A 16,198-nucleotide genomic window follows, 5' to 3' on the forward strand; every position below is an offset into this window, starting at 1 on the left:
GCGTCAGGCGGCTTGTTTCTGCTCGGAAAGAGCGGACAGCAGCTCGGCCTTCCTCACGCGGAACAGGGCCACGGCCTTTTCCTTCACGTGGCCGAAACCGCGGATCTGCTCCGGCAGGCTCGCCAGTTCCACCGCCACGGCGTGGTTCGATGCATTCAGCCCAGCCAGCAGCGCTTGCACCATCTGGCGGTACTCGCCAATCAGCGCGCGCTCCATCTTGCGCTCGGCGGTGTAGCCGAACACGTCGAGCGCGCCGCCGCGCAGGCCCTTGAGCCTGGCCAGCAGCTTCATCGCCGTCCACATCCACGAGCCGAATTCGGCTTTCATCAGGCGGCCCTGTCCGTCCTTTTTGGCAAACAGCGGTGGCGCCATGTTGAACTTGAGCGTGAAGTCGCCTTCGAACTGGGTTTTCAGTTGCTCGACGAAGCGGCCGTCGGTGTACAGGCGCGCCACTTCGTACTCGTCCTTGTAGGCCATCAGCTTGAAGTAGTACTTGGCCACCGCGGTGGACAGCTTGTTGCCCAGGCCTTGCTCGCTCTCGGCGGCGCGCACCTGCGCGACCAGGTCTTCGTACACGGCGGCGTAGGCGCTGTCCTGGTAGCCGGTCAGGTACGCGATGCGCTTCTTGATGAGCGTGTCCAGCGACTGCGGCATCTGCACCACGATCGCCTGCGCCGGGGTGGCGGTCTTCTCGACCCGCGCCAGGTCCACGGCGGCGCGGCGGCCCCACAGGAAGCTCTTCTTGTTGGCCGCAACGGCCACGCCGTTCAGTTCGATCGCGCGCAGCAGGGCCGCTTCCGACAGCGGGATCAGGCCTTTTTGCCAGGCGTAGCCCAGCATGAACAGGTTGGCGGCGATCGAGTCGCCCATCAGCGCGGTCGCCAGCTTGGTCGCGTCGATGAAGTCGGCGCTCGCGTGTTCCTGCGCGCCGGCCGCCTCGTTGATCAGCGCGCGCACCTGCCCGGCCGGGAACTCCCAATCGGGCTGCTGCGCGAACGTGCCGGTCGGCTGCTCGTGCAGGTTGACCACCACCCGCGTGCGGCCCGGGCGCATCTTCGAGATTGCGTCCGGTGCGCCGGCGGTGAGCATGTCGCAGCCCAGCACCAGGTCTGCTTCGCCGGTGGCGATGCGCTGTGCGCGCAGGCGCTCTGGCGCGGCGGCGATCTTCACGTGCGAGGTGACCGAGCCGTTCTTCTGGCTCATGCCGGTCATGTCCAGCACCGAGGCGCCCTTGCCCTCGAGGTGGGCGGCCATGCCCATCAGCGCGCCGACGGTGATCACGCCGGTGCCGCCGATGCCGTTGATGAGGATGTTGTACGGCGCATCCACCTGCGGCAGCAGCGGGTGGGGCAGTTCGGCCCAGCCGTCATCGCCCGCGCCGGCGCCGGCACGGCTCTTCTTGAGTGCGCCGCCTTCGACGGTGACAAAGCTCGGGCAGAAGCCCTTCACGCACGAGAAGTCCTTGTTGCACGAGGACTGGTCGATCGCGCGCTTGCGGCCGAATTCGGTTTCCTTGGGCAGGATCGACACGCAGTTGGACTGGATGCCGCAGTCGCCGCAGCCTTCGCAGACGGCCTCGTTGATCACCATGCGCTTGGCCGGATCGGGGAACTGGTTCTTCTTGCGGCGGCGGCGCTTTTCGGCGGCGCAAGTCTGGTCGTAGATCAGGACGGTGGTGCCGGGGATCTCGCGCAGTTCGCGCTGCACGTCGTCCATGAATTTGCGGTCGTGGAGGGTGACCAGCTCCGGCAGGCTTGAACGGTCGGCGTAGCGCGACAGGTCCTCGGTGACCAGCGCGATGCGCTTGACGCCTTCGGCCGCCATCTGCTGCGCGATCAGCGGCACGCTGGTGGTGCCGTCCACCGGCTGGCCGCCGGTCATCGCCACCGCGTCGTTGTACAGGATCTTGTAGGTGATGTTGACCTTGGCCGCCACGGCGGCGCGGATCGCCAGGTAACCGGAGTGGAAGTAGGTGCCGTCGCCCAGGTTCTGGAACACGTGCGGCACCTTGGAGAACGCGGCCTGGCCGATCCACGGCGCACCCTCGCCGCCCATGTGGGTGGTCAGCTTGTTCATCTCCGGGTAGATCGAGGTGGCCATCACGTGGCAGCCGATGCCGGCCAGCGCGAACGAGCCTTCGGGCACCTTGGTCGAGGTGTTGTGCGGGCAGCCGGAGCAGTAGAACGCGGGGCGGAACGGGGTGTGGATCGCCTTTTGCAGCACCGCGTCCTTCGCTTCCAGGAAGGCCAGGCGCGCTTTGATGAGGTCACGGGTGACGTCATCGAGGTCCAGGCGCTTGACGCGCCCGGCGATCACGCGCGCCACCTGCGCCACCGAGAAGTCGGCCTTGGGCGGCAGCAGCCACTCGCCGCGCGGCGCCACCCATTCGCCCTTGTCGTCGAATTTGCCGACCACGTGCGGGCGCACGTCGTCGCGCCAGTTGTACAGCTGCTCCTTGAGCTGGTATTCGACCACCTGGCGCTTTTCCTCGACCACGAGGATTTCGTCCAGCCCTTGCGCGAACTCGCGCACGCCGTCCGGCTCCAGCGGCCAGATCATGGCGACCTTGAACAGGCGCAGGCCGATCTTCGCTGCCATCGCTTCGTCGATGCCCAGTTCTTCCAGCGCTTCCAGCACGTCGAGGTAGGATTTGCCCGAGGCGATGATGCCCAGCTTGGCGTTCGGGCTGTCGATCGTGACGCGGTTGAGCTTGTTCTCGCGCGCATAGGCCAGTGCGGCGTAGATCTTGTAGTCCTGCATCAGCGCTTCCTGCTTGCGCGCCTGCAGGCCCAGCGGGTCCGACGACAGCCGGGTGTTCAGGCCGCCCTCTGGCATGGCGAAGTCCTGCGGGATCTTCACTTCCACGCGGAACGGGTCGGCATCGACCGATGCGCTCGATTCGACCGTGTCGGCCAGCGCCTTGAACGCCACCGCGCAGCCGGAAAAGCGCGACATCGCCCAACCGTGGACGCCCAGGTCCAGGTACTCCTGCACGTTGCATGGGTACAGCACCGGGATCATGCAGGCCGAGAAGATGTGGTCGGACTGGTGCGGAAGGGTGGAGGAGTAGGCGCCGTGGTCGTCGCCGGCCACCAGCAGCACGCCGCCGGTGGCGGAGGTGCCGGCGTGGTTCATGTGCTTGAAGACGTCGCCGCAACGGTCCACGCCCGGGCCTTTGCCGTACCACATGGCGAACACGCCGTCGTACTTGGTCGGGCCGATCAGGCCGACGGTCTGGGTGCCCCACACGGCGGTGGCGGCCAGGTCTTCGTTCACGCCCGGCACGAACTGGATGCTGTTCGCTTCGAGATGGCCCTTGGCCTTCCACAGGTTCTCGTCCAGCCCGCCCAGCGGCGAGCCGCGGTAGCCGGACACGAAACCGGCCGTGTTCATACCCGCGGCAAGGTCGCGTTCGCGCTGGATCATCGGCAGGCGCACCAGTGCCTGGATGCCGGACAGGAAGATCTTGCCGGTCCTGGCGGTGTATTTGTCGTCGAGGCTGACGTCGGCGAGGGCAGGGGCGTGCGGCGCGGCAGGAACGATGGCCGTGGTATCGGGCATGGCGGTCTCCAAAATCGTGATTTGGTGTGGTCCCGCCCAGGAAAGGCGCCGGGTAGGCGCGGCCGGGGCGGGAAGGGCGTCGCGGGTGTGGGCGACTGTCTTGTGGCGCTTTTTCAGGAAAAACGTCCAGCGCGCGAGTGTAGAAGTTTCGCCAAATGCCGGGAAATACCGTTTCCGGATGGGGGTATAAGAAAAACTGATGGCTGGCCGAAGGCGCGTGGCGCGGCCAGGGCGCGGGCGGGGGATGCCGTGCCGGGCGAGTGGCGCTTTCATGCTCTTTTGGCCTGCGCGTTTTGTCTCTTCTTGTCGAATTCTGTCTCGCGCCGGGGGATGAGACAAAAAGCGACGGAAATAGACAAAACGCGCAGCGCAAAAGAGAACAAAAGCGCCACGCGCCGCCGGACGGCGCCCCACCTCGCGGTCGGGCGGGGTGCTTTTGGGAACGGTTCGTCAGCCGGCCAGGGCGGCGCCGGGCCAGTGGCCGCTGGCGCACAGCTCCTCGGTCACCTGGCGCACGAGGCGGCCGATTGCGGCGGCGGCGTCGGTGAGCGGAATGTTGCGGGATGAACAGAGGGTGACGCTGCGCGTGATTGCCGGGTGTTCCACCGGCCAGGCGGCAAGCGTGCCGGCCTCGATATCGGCGCGCACCGGTGCGACCGGCAGCAGGGTCGCGCCGATGTCGGCCAGCAGGGCGGAGCGCAGGATGGCAATGGAGTTGATCTCGATCACCTTGTCCAGCGCCAGCCCGGCGCCGCGTGCGGTCTGTTCGATGCGCGGGCGCACGCCATGCTGCTGGGCCGGAAGGATCAGCGTGCTGGCCAGCGCGTCGGCCAGGCTGATCGAGGGGCCGGCGGGTGCGAAGGCCGAGCCGGGGCGGCAGATGAACATCAGGTCCTCTTCCACCAGCGGCACACTGTTGAACTGGCCCAGCTGGCCGTCATCGAACAACACCGCCAGGTTGAGCCGGCCCGACTTGAGCTGCTCGGTCAGGCTGCCCGAAATCTCCTCGGTCAGCTGCAGCGTGATCTCCGGGTAGCGCGCGCGGGCCGCGGTCAGCAGCGGCAGGGCCAGCGCGCCGGAAATGCTGTGCGGCAGGCCCAGCGTGACGCTGCCGGACGGCCGTTCGGTCGATTGCGCCACGGCGGCGCGGGCATCGGCCACCTGCTTGAGGATGGCCTGGGCGTGCTGGTAGAACAGCTTGCCGGCGTCGGTCGAGGTCACGCCCTGGGCCGAGCGGTGCAGCAGGCGGGCGCCCAGTTCGTCCTCGAGCTGGCGCAGCTGCTGGGTCAGCGCCGGCTGCGCCACGTGCAACACGAGCGCGGCGCGCGACAGCGAACCGTGATCGACGATCGCCACGAAGTAGCGGAGCTGGCGGAGTTCCATGTGTTGCTATTCTGCGTCTCGACGACGATTACTGCCAGTAAGTTAACTTCTGACAACGACTGTTGTTATACTCTCAGCGTGTCTGTTGCGTCAGATTAACATAGCCAGGGGAAGAGGGATGCTGAAGAAGGTGGATTCGTCACAGCTACGGGTCGGGATGTATGTCCAGGACCTGGATTGCAGCTGGATCGAGCACCCCTTCGTGCGCAGCCGTTTTGTGCTGACCTCGGAGGACGAAATCCGCAAGATCGTCGGCGCCAACATCCGCAACGTGGTCATCGACTGCAACAAGGGCATCGACGTCGAGGACGCGCCCACGGTGGCCGAGGCGCGCGCCCAGACCGAGTCCGAGCTGCAGGCACTGATGTCCAAGCCGACCGCGGCGCCGGCGCCGCCGCCGCGCACCACCATTGCCGAGGAACTGCAGCGCGCTGCCAACATCCGGCGCCAGGCGGCCGGCCTGGTGCGCGAGGTGATGCAGGATGCGCGGCTGGGCAAGGCGATCGAGCTGGACCGGGTCAGCCCGATGGTCGAGAACATCACGGCCTCGATCCTGCGCAACCCCGGCGCGCTGCTGGGCCTGCTGCGGATCAAGAGCAAGGACGACTACACCTTCCTGCATTCGGTCTCGGTGTGCACCCTGCTGGTGGCGTTTTGCCGCTCGCGCAACATGAACGAGGAAACCACCTACCAGGCCGGGCTGGGCGGCCTGCTGCACGACACCGGCAAGGCGCTGGTGCCCGACCATATCCTGAACAAGCCGGGGCGGCTGTCCGACGACGAGTTCAACATCATCCGCAAGCACCCGCAGGACGGCTACGAGATCCTGCTGCGCACTCCCGCGATCGGCCCGATCCCGCTCGACATCACGCTGCACCACCACGAGCGGCGCGACGCCAGCGGCTACCCGGACAAGCAGGGCGGCGACGACATCAGCGAGCTGGCCCAGATGGCGGCGATCGTCGACGTGTACGATGCGATCACGGCCGACCGCTGCTACCACAAGGGGCTGCCGGCGGCCGAGGCGCTGCGCAAGATCTACGAGTGGAGCAAGTTCCACTTCAACCCGGTGTACGCGCAGGAGTTCGTGCGCTGCGTCGGCATCTACCCGGTCGGCACCCTGGTGCTGCTCGAATCCGGGCGCCTGGCGGTGGTGGTCGAGCCGCACGAGAGCAGCCTGCTCACGCCCAAGGTCAACGTGTTCTACGACACCAACAAGAAGTCCTTCATCCAACCGCAGACCGTGGACCTGGCGCGCCCGCTCGGGCACGGCGGCGGCGACAAGATCGTGCGCCACGAGCTGCCCGAGAAGTGGCAGGTGGACCCGGTCAAATTCATGGCCGCGGCCTAGAAGAATTCGGCGGTGTCGTTGGAGGCGACGGTGGCCAGGAGGCCATCGGCGACCAGCTGGTCGTAGTGGCAGACCTGGTTGCGGCCGTGGGTCTTGGCGAAGTACAGCGCCTGGTCGGCGTGGCCGAGCGTGACCACCGGCGAATCGTACGGCTTGATGCAGGTAAAACCGACGCTGACCGTGACCGTGCCCACCTGCGGGAAGTGGTGGCTCTCGACGCCGGCGCGGAAGCGCTCGATGATGCGGCGCGCGTTCTCCAGCGTGGTCGAGCGCAGCAGCACCACGAACTCCTCGCCGCCGAAGCGGAACACGCGGTCGTGCGCGCGGAACGAGGACTGCAGCATGTTGGCGATCAGGATCAGCACCTCGTCGCCGTACAGGTGGCCGAAGCGGTCGTTGACCAGCTTGAAGTGATCGACATCGACCACCGCCAGCCACTGCTCGTGGCCGGTGCCTTTCTGGCGCCGCTCGGGCTGGCCCGGCAGCGGTGACTCCTGCTCGGCGGCGCACTGCAGCATGCGCGCCAGCTGGTCGTCGAAAGTCTTGCGGTTGAGCAGGCCGGTGAGCGAGTCGCGCTCGCTGTATTCGAGCAGGCTAAGGAAGTTGCGGTACACGCCGACGATGCCGTCGATGGTGTGGACCTCGGCCGCGGTGAACGGCGCCGCGCGCGCGATCTCGAGGATGGTGGCGGCCAGCTCGCCGCGCCAGATCGGCACCCACATCGTGTGCCGTCCCGGCTGCCCGGCCTCGGCGCGCGCGCCCTGCGCCGCCAGGCACGCGGCCAGCTCCGGGTAGGCGTCGAGCGTCTCGCCGGGACCGGCCTCGTCCTCCAGCCGCGGCGCGCCGCCGTCGTCCACGCTGGCGCGCGCGCGCAGGTAGCGTGCCGGCCCGACCGCGGCCAGCGACAGCACCCGGGTGTGCTGGGCACCGGCCAGCTCCTGCACCGCTGCCACCGCCGACAGGTCGAGCATCGCATGGTCGCGATGGCCGGTCATGTCCACCATGTGCTTCAGTAACGAATCCATGTCGCTCTCGATCGAAGTCCGGCCCGCGGCACGCTTCGCGCATTGTTTAAATTGCAAGCGGAGAAGAATATCGGCTTTTGCGGAATTGTTCAATTATGCCCGAGAAATTTTTGCCCTGGTTGTGGTGTTTCGCCTGCAATGACCGGGGTTTTCTCTTTCCTCGGAGCAAAATTGGTGCCGGTGGGAAATCTTGCTTCGAGTCAAGTTGCCCTCTGGAATCATCTCCTATAGTGGATTCACTGGTTCGGCACTGGCGGCAGGCAATCCAAGCCGCCAGCGAACCCGGCGGCCGACGGGTTCGGGCCGGGCCAGGTTTTCATCAACCACCATATGGAGTTTGTCATGAACAAGTTCACCTCCGCAGTCAAAGCTTTCATTGCTGACGAGAACGGTGTCACCGCGATCGAGTATGGCCTGATCGCCGCACTGGTTGGCTGTGTCATGCTGGTCGGCGCCAAGGTTCTCGGCACCGACCTGAGCAACGCCTTCTCGGCCATTGGCGGCATCGTCCAGACCAACGTGCCGGCCGCACCGTAACGCCGTGCCCAGCCGCCGCCCGCCCGGGCGGCGGTTTTTCTTCCCGGGAGCTGCCATGCCTGTCCAGACTTGCCTCGAGCTGGCCCTGCTCGTGCTCGTGCTCGCGGCCGCCGCCAGCGACCTGGCGACCCGCCGCATCCCCAACGTCTTGCTGCTGCTGGCCTGGCTGGTGGCGCTGCCGCTGCAGCTGGCCGCCGGCGCGCTCGCCGACTGCCTGCTGGGCGCGCTGGCCGGCCTCTTGCTGTTCCTGCCGCTGTACCTGCTGCGCGGCATGGCCGCCGGCGACGTCAAGCTGATGGCTACCGTCGGCGCCTTCGCCGGCCCCGCCGCCGCCCTGCACATCGCGCTGTTGGCCTGGTGCGCCGGCGGCGTGATGGCGCTGGTGCTGGTGGCGTTCCAGCGCCGCCTGCGCGCCGCCTGCGCCAACCTGCGCGACTTGCTGCGTCCCATGCTGCTGCGCGCGGCCGGCATGCCGCTGGCGGCCACCCCGCTGCCACGCCCGAGCGTGGGCGCGATGCCCTATGGCCTGGCGGTCGCGCTGGCCACCGTGGGCTGGCTGTGGGCTGGCCACGGCTGAGCGTCCTTTCTTGCTCAAACTCAAAAGTTGCCGGTAGGCCCGTCGCTAGAATCGATTCATGTTGGTCGGAAAGATGTTCCCACGAAAGGACTTCCGATGATGAATGCGCTATCCGCAGCGGCCGAGCTGCACGGGGCCCGCGCGGCGCCGCCGCCGGCCGCGCCCGAGTTTGCCGACATCCTGCCGCGCCAGGCCAAAACCGTGCTCGACACCGGCCTGCCGCCGCGCCTGGTGACCGAGCTGGTGGTCAAGGTGTTGCACGGCAGCGGCAAGACCCCGCTGCCGGCGCTCTCGGCCAGGCTCAAGCTGTCGGTCAACGTGCTGCGCGAGATCCTCAACCAGCTGATGGCCGAGCAGCAGGTCGAGGTGGCCTGGACCGGGGACTCCGACATCGACGTCCAGTACCAGCTGACCGCGCCCGGCCAGCGCGCCGCCGCCGACTACCTGGCGCAGTCGCGCTACGCCGGCCCGGCGCCGGTGCCGCTGGCCAGCTACCGCGAGGTGGTCGAGCGCCAGTCGCTGCGCCGGCCCGGCGCGCCCCGTCCCGAGCGCGCCCAGCTGGCCGCCGCGCTGGCCGAGCACGGCTTCGATCCGGCCCTGCGCGACGTGCTCGGCGCCGCCCTGCATTCGCGCCGCGCGCTGCTGCTGTACGGCCCGTCCGGAGCCGGCAAGACCCTGCTCGCGCATCAGCTCGCGCGCCTGCAGCACGGCGCGGTGGCGCTGCCCTATGCGCTGCTGGTGGAGCGCCAGATCATCCAGTTCTACGACCCGCTGCTGCACCAGCCGGCGCCGCCGCTGCCGCGCCAGCAGGAAGAGCGCCGCAGCTGGGACGCGCGCTGGGCCATCTGCCAGCGCCCGCTGGTGCACGTGGGCGCGGCGCTCGCTGCCGACATGCTCGACCTGCGCGAGGACGCCGCCAGCGGGGTGCTGCGCGCGCCGCCGCACGTGCTGGCCAACAACGGCATGCTGGTCGTGGACGACCTCGGCCGCCAGCGCTTGCCGCTGGCCGACCTGCTCGGCCGCTGGCTCGGCGCGCTCGACCAGGGCTGGGACGCGCTCGCGTTGCCTGGCGGCCACAGCGAAACCGTGCCGTTCGACGCGACCGTGGTGTTCGCCACCAGCCTGGCGCCGGACGCGCTGCTCGACGAGTCCTTCCTGCGCCGCATCGGCTACAAGGTCGGGCTCGGCCCGTTGCCCGAAGCGGCTTACCGCGCGCTGCTGCGGCGCGCCTGCCGCCAGGCCGGCATCGAGCCGGACGAGGACGCCGCCAGCCGCCTGCTGGCGCTGCACGCGGCCAGCGGCCGCCCGCTGCTGCCGGCCTATCCGCATGAACTGCTCGGGCGCATCAGCGATTTCGCCAGCTTCGCCGGCGCCACGCCGCGGTTGTCCGCCGCCGCCGTCGAGCAGGCCTGGAACAGCATGTTTGCGGCCTGCGCCGCGCCGACCACTTCGGGGGAACCATCATGAAAAACAAACGTGCCCTTGCCGTGATGGCGATGGCGATCCTGTTCGGGGTCACCGCCGTCGTGCTGGCCTCGCGCTGGCTGCTGCAGCAGCCGTCCGCCAACGCCGGCCGCATCGTGGTGGCGCTGTCCGACATCAACCTCGGCCAGCGCCTGTCGCCCGAAATGCTCAAGCTGATCGACTGGCCGGCCGAAAGCGTGCCCAAGGGCGCGTTTGCCGACCCCCAGAAGCTGGCCGGCCGGGTGCTCAGGAGCAGCGTGCTGGCGGGCGAGCCGGTCAGCGAGGCCAAGCTGGCCCCGAGCGGCACCGTGGGCGGCCTGGCGGCCCTGATCGCCGAAGGCAAGCGCGCCATCACCGTGCGCGTGAACGACGTGATCGGCGTGGCCGGCTTCGCGCTGCCCGGCACCTACGTCGACATCATCGTCAGCACCCAGCAGGATGCCGACGGCCACGGCCGCGAGCAGAACATCTCCAAGATCGTGCTCGAGCGGATCCTGGTGCTGGCGGTCGCGCAGGAGGTCAACCGCGACGAGACCAAGCCCAAGGTGGTCAACGCCGTCACGCTCGAAGTCACCCCCGAGCAGGCCGAAAAGCTCGACCTGGCGCGCAGCGTGGGCACGCTGTCGCTGGCGCTGCGCAACCAGGTCGACCCGCAGCCGGTGGACACCCGCGGCGCCACCAAGCTGACCTTGCTGCCGGGGGCCGAGCCGCCGAAACCGGCGCCGCGCCCGGCCGCCCCGGCTCCGGCCGCGCCGCCGGTGCACAAGGTGGCGCTGCCGGTCAAGCGCGACTGCGTGGGCGTCATCAACGGCCTGCAGTCGTCGAAAGAGTGCTTCTGAATTCCAACATCTAGCTGGGGGTGAATGCCATGAACAGTAGCCTCACGAACGCGGCCGTGTTGCGGGCCGGCCTGCTGGCGGCCCTGGTGGCCGCCAGCACCAACGCGGCCGCCGCCGCGCGCCTTGCGCAAGCCGGCGCCCAGCCGGCGCCGGCAGCGCCCGAGGTGGTCGACCGGATCGAGCCGACCCGCTGCAGCGGCGCGCCCGCCACGCCGGCCCAGCTGGCGCTGCAGATGGGCCGCTCGACCATGCTGCGCCTGCCCGAGGCCGTGCAGAACCGCGCGGTCGGCAACCCCGGCGTGGTGCAGGCCATGCTGGTCGCGCCGGACACGCTGTACATCGCCGGGGTGGACGTGGGCACCACCAACATGATCGTGCAGGGCAAGAGCGGCACCTGCAGCGTGGTCGACATCACGGTGGCGATGGACCCGGCGGCGCTGCAGGCCACGCTCGCCAGCGTGATGCCGGAGGAGAAGGACATCAAGGTGCTGGCCGCCGCCGACGCGCTGGTGCTGACCGGCACCGTGTCCGACGCGGCGGCCGTCTCCCGCGCCGTCGAGCTGGCCAGCGCCTACGTGCGCCGCCCGCTGCGGCCGGTCGCCGGCGCCCAGAAGCTGGACAATAATGCGCAAAACCAGGCCGGCAGCAACAATAACAACGGTCGCGTGGTCAACATGCTGTCCGTGAGCGCGCCGCAGCAGGTGCAGCTCGAGGTCAAGATCGCCGAGGTCTCCAAGACCCTGCTCGACCGGCTGGAAGCGGGCGCCACGCTGCGCTTCGGCTCCGGCAGCTGGGCCGCCACGCTGTTGTCCAATTTCATCAGCGGCAGCGCCAACGGCCTGCTGGACGCGCGCCGCAGCAACGGCAAGCAGCAGTTCACGCTCGAAGCCGACAAGCAGGACGGCGTCGTGCGCGTGCTGGCCGAACCGAATGTGATGGCGATCAGCGGCCAGGAGGGCTCGTTCCTGGCCGGCGGCAAGTTCTACATCCCGGTCCCCCAGGACAACGGCAAGATCTCGATGGAAGAGAAGGAGTTCGGCGTCGGCCTGCGCTTCACGCCGACCGTGCTGGCGGGCGGGCGCATCAACCTGCGCGTGGCGCCCGAGGTGTCCGAGCTGTCGCGCGAAGGCATCGCGGTGTCGGCGACCGGCACCAACGGCGTGGCGATCCTGCCTGCGCTCACCACCCGCAAGGCCAGCACCACCGTGCAGCTGTACGACGGCCAGAGCTTCGCCATTGGAGGCCTGATCAAGAACAACCTCACCACCAGCATGAAGGGCCTGCCGCTGCTGGGTGAAATGCCGGTGCTGGGCGCGCTGTTTCGCAGCGCCGACTACCAGCAGGACCGCACCGAGCTGGTGTTCGTGATCACCGCGCGCCTGGTCAAGCCGCAAGCCTCGACCGCCTACGTGCTGCCCACCGATAAAGTCGGCGTGCCCTCGCGCGGCGTCGTGCTGCTCGGCGGGCGCCTGGAAGGCCCGGCCCCGGACACCACCACGGCCGCGGCCTCGACCCCGCCGGCCAGCGCACCCACCGCCCAGAGCGCGGGCGGATTCGAACTCAAATGAGGAGGACGGCGATGGCAACCAGATTGATCCCAACCGGCATCGCACTGCTTGCGCTGGCATTGGCAGGCTGCCGCACCAGCCCGCGCATCGACGACCATTTTGGCGAGGCGGTGCGCGCCAACCTGGCGGCCCAGGCGCTGCGGCCGGAAGCATCCGGCAACACCAACCCGGCCGCCGGCGTGGACGGCCGCGCCGCGCGCGCCGCGCAGCAGCGCTACGAGAAATCGTTCGAGCAGACCGAGCAGCAGGCCGCGCCATCCATCATCCCGCTCGGCACCGGGCAATGAACGCCATCGGGCCGCCGGCAGCGCAGGCGCCGCCTGGCCAGTTCCCCTTGATAACCGCGCAAGCCAACAAGGACAGCCGATGAAAGCCTTACTGATCAGCCACGACAGCCAGCTGTACGCCGAGCTTGCCTCGCAGGGCGCGGCGCGCGTGCCGCCGCTGAAGATGGCGGCCAACCGCGCCAGCATGCGCGACGCGCTCGACCGGCCGGTCGCCGAGCCGCCGGAACTGCTGATCATCGACGCCAGCGACGCCACTGCCGGCGACGTCGACCTGCTCGAGCGCCTGGCCCGCACCTACCCGAGCGCCAGCATGATGCTGCTGGGCGGCCAGCAGCAGCCGGAACTCTTGATCCGCGCCATGCGCGCCGGCGTGCGCGAGGTGCTGCCGCTGCCGCTGGTGCACCGCGCCTTCCACGAGGCGATGGACCGCATCGCCGCCACTGCCGGCAAGGCCGCCCTGCGCGACGGCAAGGTGTTCGCCTTCATCGCCTGCAAGGGCGGCAGCGGCGCCACCTTCATCTCGACCAATTTCGGCTACGCCCTGGCCACCCTGGCCGACAAGAAGGTGCTGCTGATCGACCTGCACGGCCAGTTCGGCGACGCCGCGCTGTACGTGTCGGACCAGAAGCCGCAGATGACGCTGTCGGACGTGTGCAGCCAGATCGCCCGCATCGACGGCCCCTTCCTCGAATCGTGCCTGGTGCACGTGGCGCCCGGCTTTGGCGTGCTGGCCGCCGCCGACGACCCGGCCCAGTCGCGCGAGGCCAAGCCCGAGCACATCGACACCATCCTGCGCGTGGCGCGCCAGCACTACGATTTCATCTTGCTCGACGTCGGCCGCCAGATCGACGCGGTGTCGCTGCGCGCGCTCGACACCACCGACACCATCTACCCGGTGCTGCAGCTGGCGCTGCCGGACATCCGCGACGCCCGCCGCCTGCTCGACATCTTCCGCTCGCTCGGCTACTCGCTCGAGAACATCCGGCTGGTGGTCAACCGCTACGAGAAGGGCGGCAAGCTGCGCCTGCAGGACCTGCACTCGGCGCTGGGCGCCGAAGTGGTGCACACCGTCCCCAACGACTACATCGCCGTCACCGACTCGGTCAACCAGGGCGTGCCGGTGCTGCAGCTGGCGCGCACCAGCGCCGCCGCGCGCAGCCTGGCCGAGCTGGTCGAGATGGTGACGGCGCGCCGCGTCCCCGAAAGCAAGGGCCTGTTCGACCGCCTGTTCGGCCGCGGCGACAGCGACTACTGAACCTGACAGGAGCACACCATGTCCCTACGTGAACGGCTGGCCGGATCGGACGACGAGCGCGCCTTGCCCGCGGTGCCCGAGGTGGCCAACCACGCCTACCAGGAGCTGAAGAAGACGATGCACCAGATGATCCTCGACCGGATCGACCTGGAGCGCCTGAAGCGCCTGACGCCCGAACAGTTCAAGCACGAGCTGGCGCTGCTCATCGCCCGCATCATCGAGGAAGAGCGCATCGTGCTCAACCAGACCGAGCGCCACAACCTGGTGCTCGACATCCAGCACGAGATGCTCGGCTTCGGCCCGCTCGAACCGCTGCTCACCGACCCGTCGGTCTCCGACATCCTGGTCAACACCGCCAGCAAGGTGTACGTCGAGCGCAAGGGGCGGCTCGAACTCACCGACGTCACCTTCCACGACAACGCGCACCTGATGAAGATCATCGAGAAGATCGTCTCGCGCGTGGGGCGCCGGGTGGACGAATCGAGCCCGATGGTGGACGCGCGCCTGCCCGACGGCTCGCGCGTGAACGCGATCATCCCGCCGCTGGCGGTGGACGGGCCGCTGCTGTCGATCCGCCGCTTCGGCGCCAACCCGCTGACGGTGCAGAACCTGCTCGACCTGAAGAGCCTGACGCCGCCGATGATCAAGGTGCTCGAGGCGCTCGGCGTGGCCAAGGTGAACATCCTGATCTCGGGCGGCACCGGCAGCGGCAAGACCACGCTGCTCAACCTGCTGTCCGGCTTCATCCCCGGCAACGAGCGCATCGTCACCATCGAAGACGCGGCCGAGCTGCAGCTGCGCCAGCCGCACGTGGTCCGGCTCGAGACGCGCCCGGCCAACATCGAAGGCAAGGGCGAGGTGACGCAACGCCAGCTGGTGAAAAACGCGCTGCGCATGCGGCCCGACCGCATCATCCTGGGCGAGGTGCGCGGCGCCGAAGCGCTCGACATGCTGCAGGCGATGAACACCGGCCACGAGGGCTCGCTCGCCACCATCCACTCCAACACCCCGCGCGACGCGCTGTCGCGGCTCGAGAACATGGTCAGCATGTCCGGCGTGAACCTGACCACGCGCGGCATCCGCCAGCAGATCTGCTCGGCCATCACGGTGGTGCTGCAGGTGTCGCGCCTGACCGACGGCTGCCGCAAGCTGGTCAGCATGCAGGAGATCACCGGCATGGAAGGCGAGATCATCTCCTCGCAGGAGATCTTCCGCTTCGAGCAGACCGGCGTGGACGGCGACGGCAAGGTGCAGGGCCACTTCTGCGCCAGCGGTGTGCGGCCGCGCTTTGCCGACCGCCTCAAGATGTTCGGCGTGCCGCTGCCCGAGGATACCTTCGACCCCGACCGCATCTTCTAAGGGCGCGCGCATGAACTTCCTCTTCTACGGTTTCGCGGTCTTCCTGTTCGCCGCGGTCATCCTCGGCATCGAGGGCGTGTACCTGTGGTGGATCAGCACCCACGGCGCGGCCGCGCAGCGCATCGCGCGCCGCCTGCAGATCATGTCCGGCACCGGCGGGCGCAGCGAACGGATCTCGATCCTCAAGCAGCGCCGCTACAGCAAGCGCGACAGCGTGGACCGGATCCTGCACCAATGGTCGCTGGCGCACCGCATCGACCAGCTGCTGGTGCAGGCCGGCGGCAAGTGGTCGGTCGACCAGTTCTTCCTGGCCTCGCTGGCGTCGCTGGCGCTGGGCCTGGCGCTGGTGCTGCACTGGCCGCTTCCGCTCGGTATGCGGCTGTCGCTGGCCCTGGTGTTCATCGTGATCCCGTACGTGCTGGCGCGCCGCGCGCGCGTGCGCCGGCTGGTGCGCATCGAACAGCAGCTGCCGGAAGCGGCCGACTTCATTGCGCGCGCGCTGCGCGCGGGCCACTCGTTCACCAACGTGCTGCAAATCGTCGGCAACGAGCTGTCCGAGCCGCTGTCCGGCGAGTTCCGCATCGCGCGCGAGGAGATCAACTATGGCGTGCCGATGAGCGAAGCCCTGCACGCCATGGCCGACCGCATTCCGCTGACCGATTTGCGCTACCTGATCATCGCGGTGCTGATCCAGCGCGAGTCGGGCGGCAACCTGGCCGAAATCCTGGGGAACATCAGCCAGATCATCCGCGGACGCCTGAAGCTGGCCGCGCAGGTGCGCGTGCTGTCGGCCGAGGGCCGCATGTCGGCCTGGATCCTGGGGCTGCTGCCGTTTGCGGTCGGCCTGGCCACGCTGGTGCTCAACCCGCAGTACATCAGCCTGCTGTGGACCGACCCGATCGGCACCAAGATGCTATGGGGCGCCTGCGTCATGCTCGTCGCCGGCATCGCCTGGATGCGCAAGATCATTCACATCCATATCTGAGGGGGCG

At 68.6% G+C, this 16,198-nt stretch carries 13 protein-coding genes; 10 read left to right on the forward strand and 3 right to left on the reverse strand.

Features of this window, described 5'->3' with window-relative positions; all coding sequences use genetic code 11:
- Positions 1–3: 3 nt before the first annotated feature.
- Together NX774_RS14680 and NX774_RS14685 are read right to left on the reverse strand one after the other, a co-directional pair.
- A complete protein-coding gene (locus NX774_RS14680; RefSeq protein WP_258822986.1) occupies positions 4–3,561 on the reverse strand; it encodes an indolepyruvate ferredoxin oxidoreductase family protein in 3,558 nt (1,185 codons plus the stop codon).
- A 450-nt stretch (positions 3,562–4,011) separates the two neighbouring features.
- A complete protein-coding gene (locus NX774_RS14685; RefSeq protein WP_258822987.1) occupies positions 4,012–4,944 on the reverse strand; it encodes a LysR substrate-binding domain-containing protein in 933 nt (310 codons plus the stop codon).
- Between the two features lie 118 nt (positions 4,945–5,062).
- Here NX774_RS14685 and NX774_RS14690 point away from each other — a divergent pair, with 118 nt between their 5' ends.
- The gene (locus NX774_RS14690; RefSeq protein WP_258822988.1) at positions 5,063–6,295 is read left to right on the forward strand and encodes a cyclic di-GMP phosphodiesterase; all 1,233 of its coding nucleotides are present in this window, start codon (positions 5,063–5,065) and stop codon (positions 6,293–6,295) included.
- Here NX774_RS14690 and NX774_RS14695 read toward each other — a convergent pair.
- Positions 6,292–7,320: a GGDEF domain-containing protein gene (locus NX774_RS14695; protein WP_258822989.1), complete on the reverse strand. Its 1,029-nt coding sequence runs from the start codon at positions 7,318–7,320 to the stop codon at positions 6,292–6,294. The two genes, NX774_RS14690 and NX774_RS14695, sit on opposite strands and share 4 nt — an antisense overlap.
- 342 nt (positions 7,321–7,662) lie before the next feature.
- On the opposite strand from NX774_RS14695, the gene NX774_RS14700 reads away from it, so the two are divergent.
- The 9 genes from NX774_RS14700 (at position 7,663) to NX774_RS14740 (ending at position 16,191) form a co-directional block, all read left to right on the forward strand.
- The gene (locus NX774_RS14700) at positions 7,663–7,857 is read left to right on the forward strand and encodes a Flp family type IVb pilin (RefSeq protein WP_258822990.1); all 195 of its coding nucleotides are present in this window, start codon (positions 7,663–7,665) and stop codon (positions 7,855–7,857) included.
- A 55-nt stretch (positions 7,858–7,912) separates the two neighbouring features.
- Positions 7,913–8,434: a prepilin peptidase gene (locus NX774_RS14705; protein ID WP_258822991.1), complete on the forward strand. Its 522-nt coding sequence runs from the start codon at positions 7,913–7,915 to the stop codon at positions 8,432–8,434.
- 96 nt (positions 8,435–8,530) lie between these two features.
- A complete protein-coding gene (locus tag NX774_RS14710; protein ID WP_258822992.1) occupies positions 8,531–9,901 on the forward strand; it encodes a DUF8689 domain-containing protein in 1,371 nt (456 codons plus the stop codon).
- Positions 9,898–10,737: a Flp pilus assembly protein CpaB gene (gene cpaB / locus NX774_RS14715; RefSeq protein WP_258822993.1), complete on the forward strand. Its 840-nt coding sequence runs from the start codon at positions 9,898–9,900 to the stop codon at positions 10,735–10,737. The genes NX774_RS14710 and cpaB overlap by 4 nt, the downstream gene beginning before the upstream one ends.
- A 29-nt stretch (positions 10,738–10,766) precedes the next feature.
- Positions 10,767–12,305: a type II and III secretion system protein family protein gene (locus NX774_RS14720; protein WP_258822994.1), complete on the forward strand. Its 1,539-nt coding sequence runs from the start codon at positions 10,767–10,769 to the stop codon at positions 12,303–12,305.
- An 11-nt stretch (positions 12,306–12,316) separates the two neighbouring features.
- Positions 12,317–12,592 (forward strand): hypothetical protein, encoded by a 276-nt coding sequence (locus NX774_RS14725; RefSeq protein ID WP_258822995.1) that lies wholly within the window; start codon positions 12,317–12,319, stop codon positions 12,590–12,592.
- A gap of 79 nt (positions 12,593–12,671) precedes the next feature.
- Positions 12,672–13,847 (forward strand): CpaE/TadZ family protein, encoded by a 1,176-nt coding sequence (locus tag NX774_RS14730; RefSeq protein ID WP_258822996.1) that lies wholly within the window; start codon positions 12,672–12,674, stop codon positions 13,845–13,847.
- Between the two features lie 18 nt (positions 13,848–13,865).
- The gene (locus NX774_RS14735) at positions 13,866–15,206 is read left to right on the forward strand and encodes a TadA family conjugal transfer-associated ATPase (protein WP_258822997.1); all 1,341 of its coding nucleotides are present in this window, start codon (positions 13,866–13,868) and stop codon (positions 15,204–15,206) included.
- A gap of 10 nt (positions 15,207–15,216) precedes the next feature.
- On the forward strand, positions 15,217–16,191 hold the full coding sequence (locus NX774_RS14740; protein WP_258822998.1) for a type II secretion system F family protein: 975 nt from the start codon (positions 15,217–15,219) through the stop codon (positions 16,189–16,191).
- Positions 16,192–16,198: the final 7 nt, after the last annotated feature.

Origin of the sequence: Massilia agilis (assembly GCF_024756255.1) — a bacterium.
Classification (GTDB): domain Bacteria; phylum Pseudomonadota; class Gammaproteobacteria; order Burkholderiales; family Burkholderiaceae_D; genus Telluria; species Telluria agilis.

What these genes read in the sequence shown, in the direction of transcription:
- NX774_RS14700 (WP_258822990.1), top strand. Translation starts at nt 7,663, where the DNA reads ATGAACAAGTTCACCTCCGCAGTCAAAGCTTTCATTGCTGACGAGAAC.
- NX774_RS14690 (WP_258822988.1), top strand. Translation starts at nt 5,063, where the DNA reads ATGCTGAAGAAGGTGGATTCGTCACAGCTACGGGTCGGGATGTATGTC.
- NX774_RS14740 (WP_258822998.1), top strand. Translation starts at nt 15,217, where the DNA reads ATGAACTTCCTCTTCTACGGTTTCGCGGTCTTCCTGTTCGCCGCGGTC.
- NX774_RS14720 (WP_258822994.1), top strand. Translation starts at nt 10,767, where the DNA reads ATGAACAGTAGCCTCACGAACGCGGCCGTGTTGCGGGCCGGCCTGCTG.
- NX774_RS14730 (WP_258822996.1), top strand. Translation starts at nt 12,672, where the DNA reads ATGAAAGCCTTACTGATCAGCCACGACAGCCAGCTGTACGCCGAGCTT.
- NX774_RS14695 (WP_258822989.1), bottom strand. Translation starts at nt 7,320, where the DNA reads ATGGATTCGTTACTGAAGCACATGGTGGACATGACCGGCCATCGCGAC.
- NX774_RS14680 (WP_258822986.1), bottom strand. Translation starts at nt 3,561, where the DNA reads ATGCCCGATACCACGGCCATCGTTCCTGCCGCGCCGCACGCCCCTGCC.
- NX774_RS14705 (WP_258822991.1), top strand. Translation starts at nt 7,913, where the DNA reads ATGCCTGTCCAGACTTGCCTCGAGCTGGCCCTGCTCGTGCTCGTGCTC.
- NX774_RS14735 (WP_258822997.1), top strand. Translation starts at nt 13,866, where the DNA reads ATGTCCCTACGTGAACGGCTGGCCGGATCGGACGACGAGCGCGCCTTG.
- NX774_RS14685 (WP_258822987.1), bottom strand. Translation starts at nt 4,944, where the DNA reads ATGGAACTCCGCCAGCTCCGCTACTTCGTGGCGATCGTCGATCACGGT.
- cpaB (WP_258822993.1), top strand. Translation starts at nt 9,898, where the DNA reads ATGAAAAACAAACGTGCCCTTGCCGTGATGGCGATGGCGATCCTGTTC.
- NX774_RS14710 (WP_258822992.1), top strand. Translation starts at nt 8,531, where the DNA reads ATGATGAATGCGCTATCCGCAGCGGCCGAGCTGCACGGGGCCCGCGCG.
- NX774_RS14725 (WP_258822995.1), top strand. Translation starts at nt 12,317, where the DNA reads ATGGCAACCAGATTGATCCCAACCGGCATCGCACTGCTTGCGCTGGCA.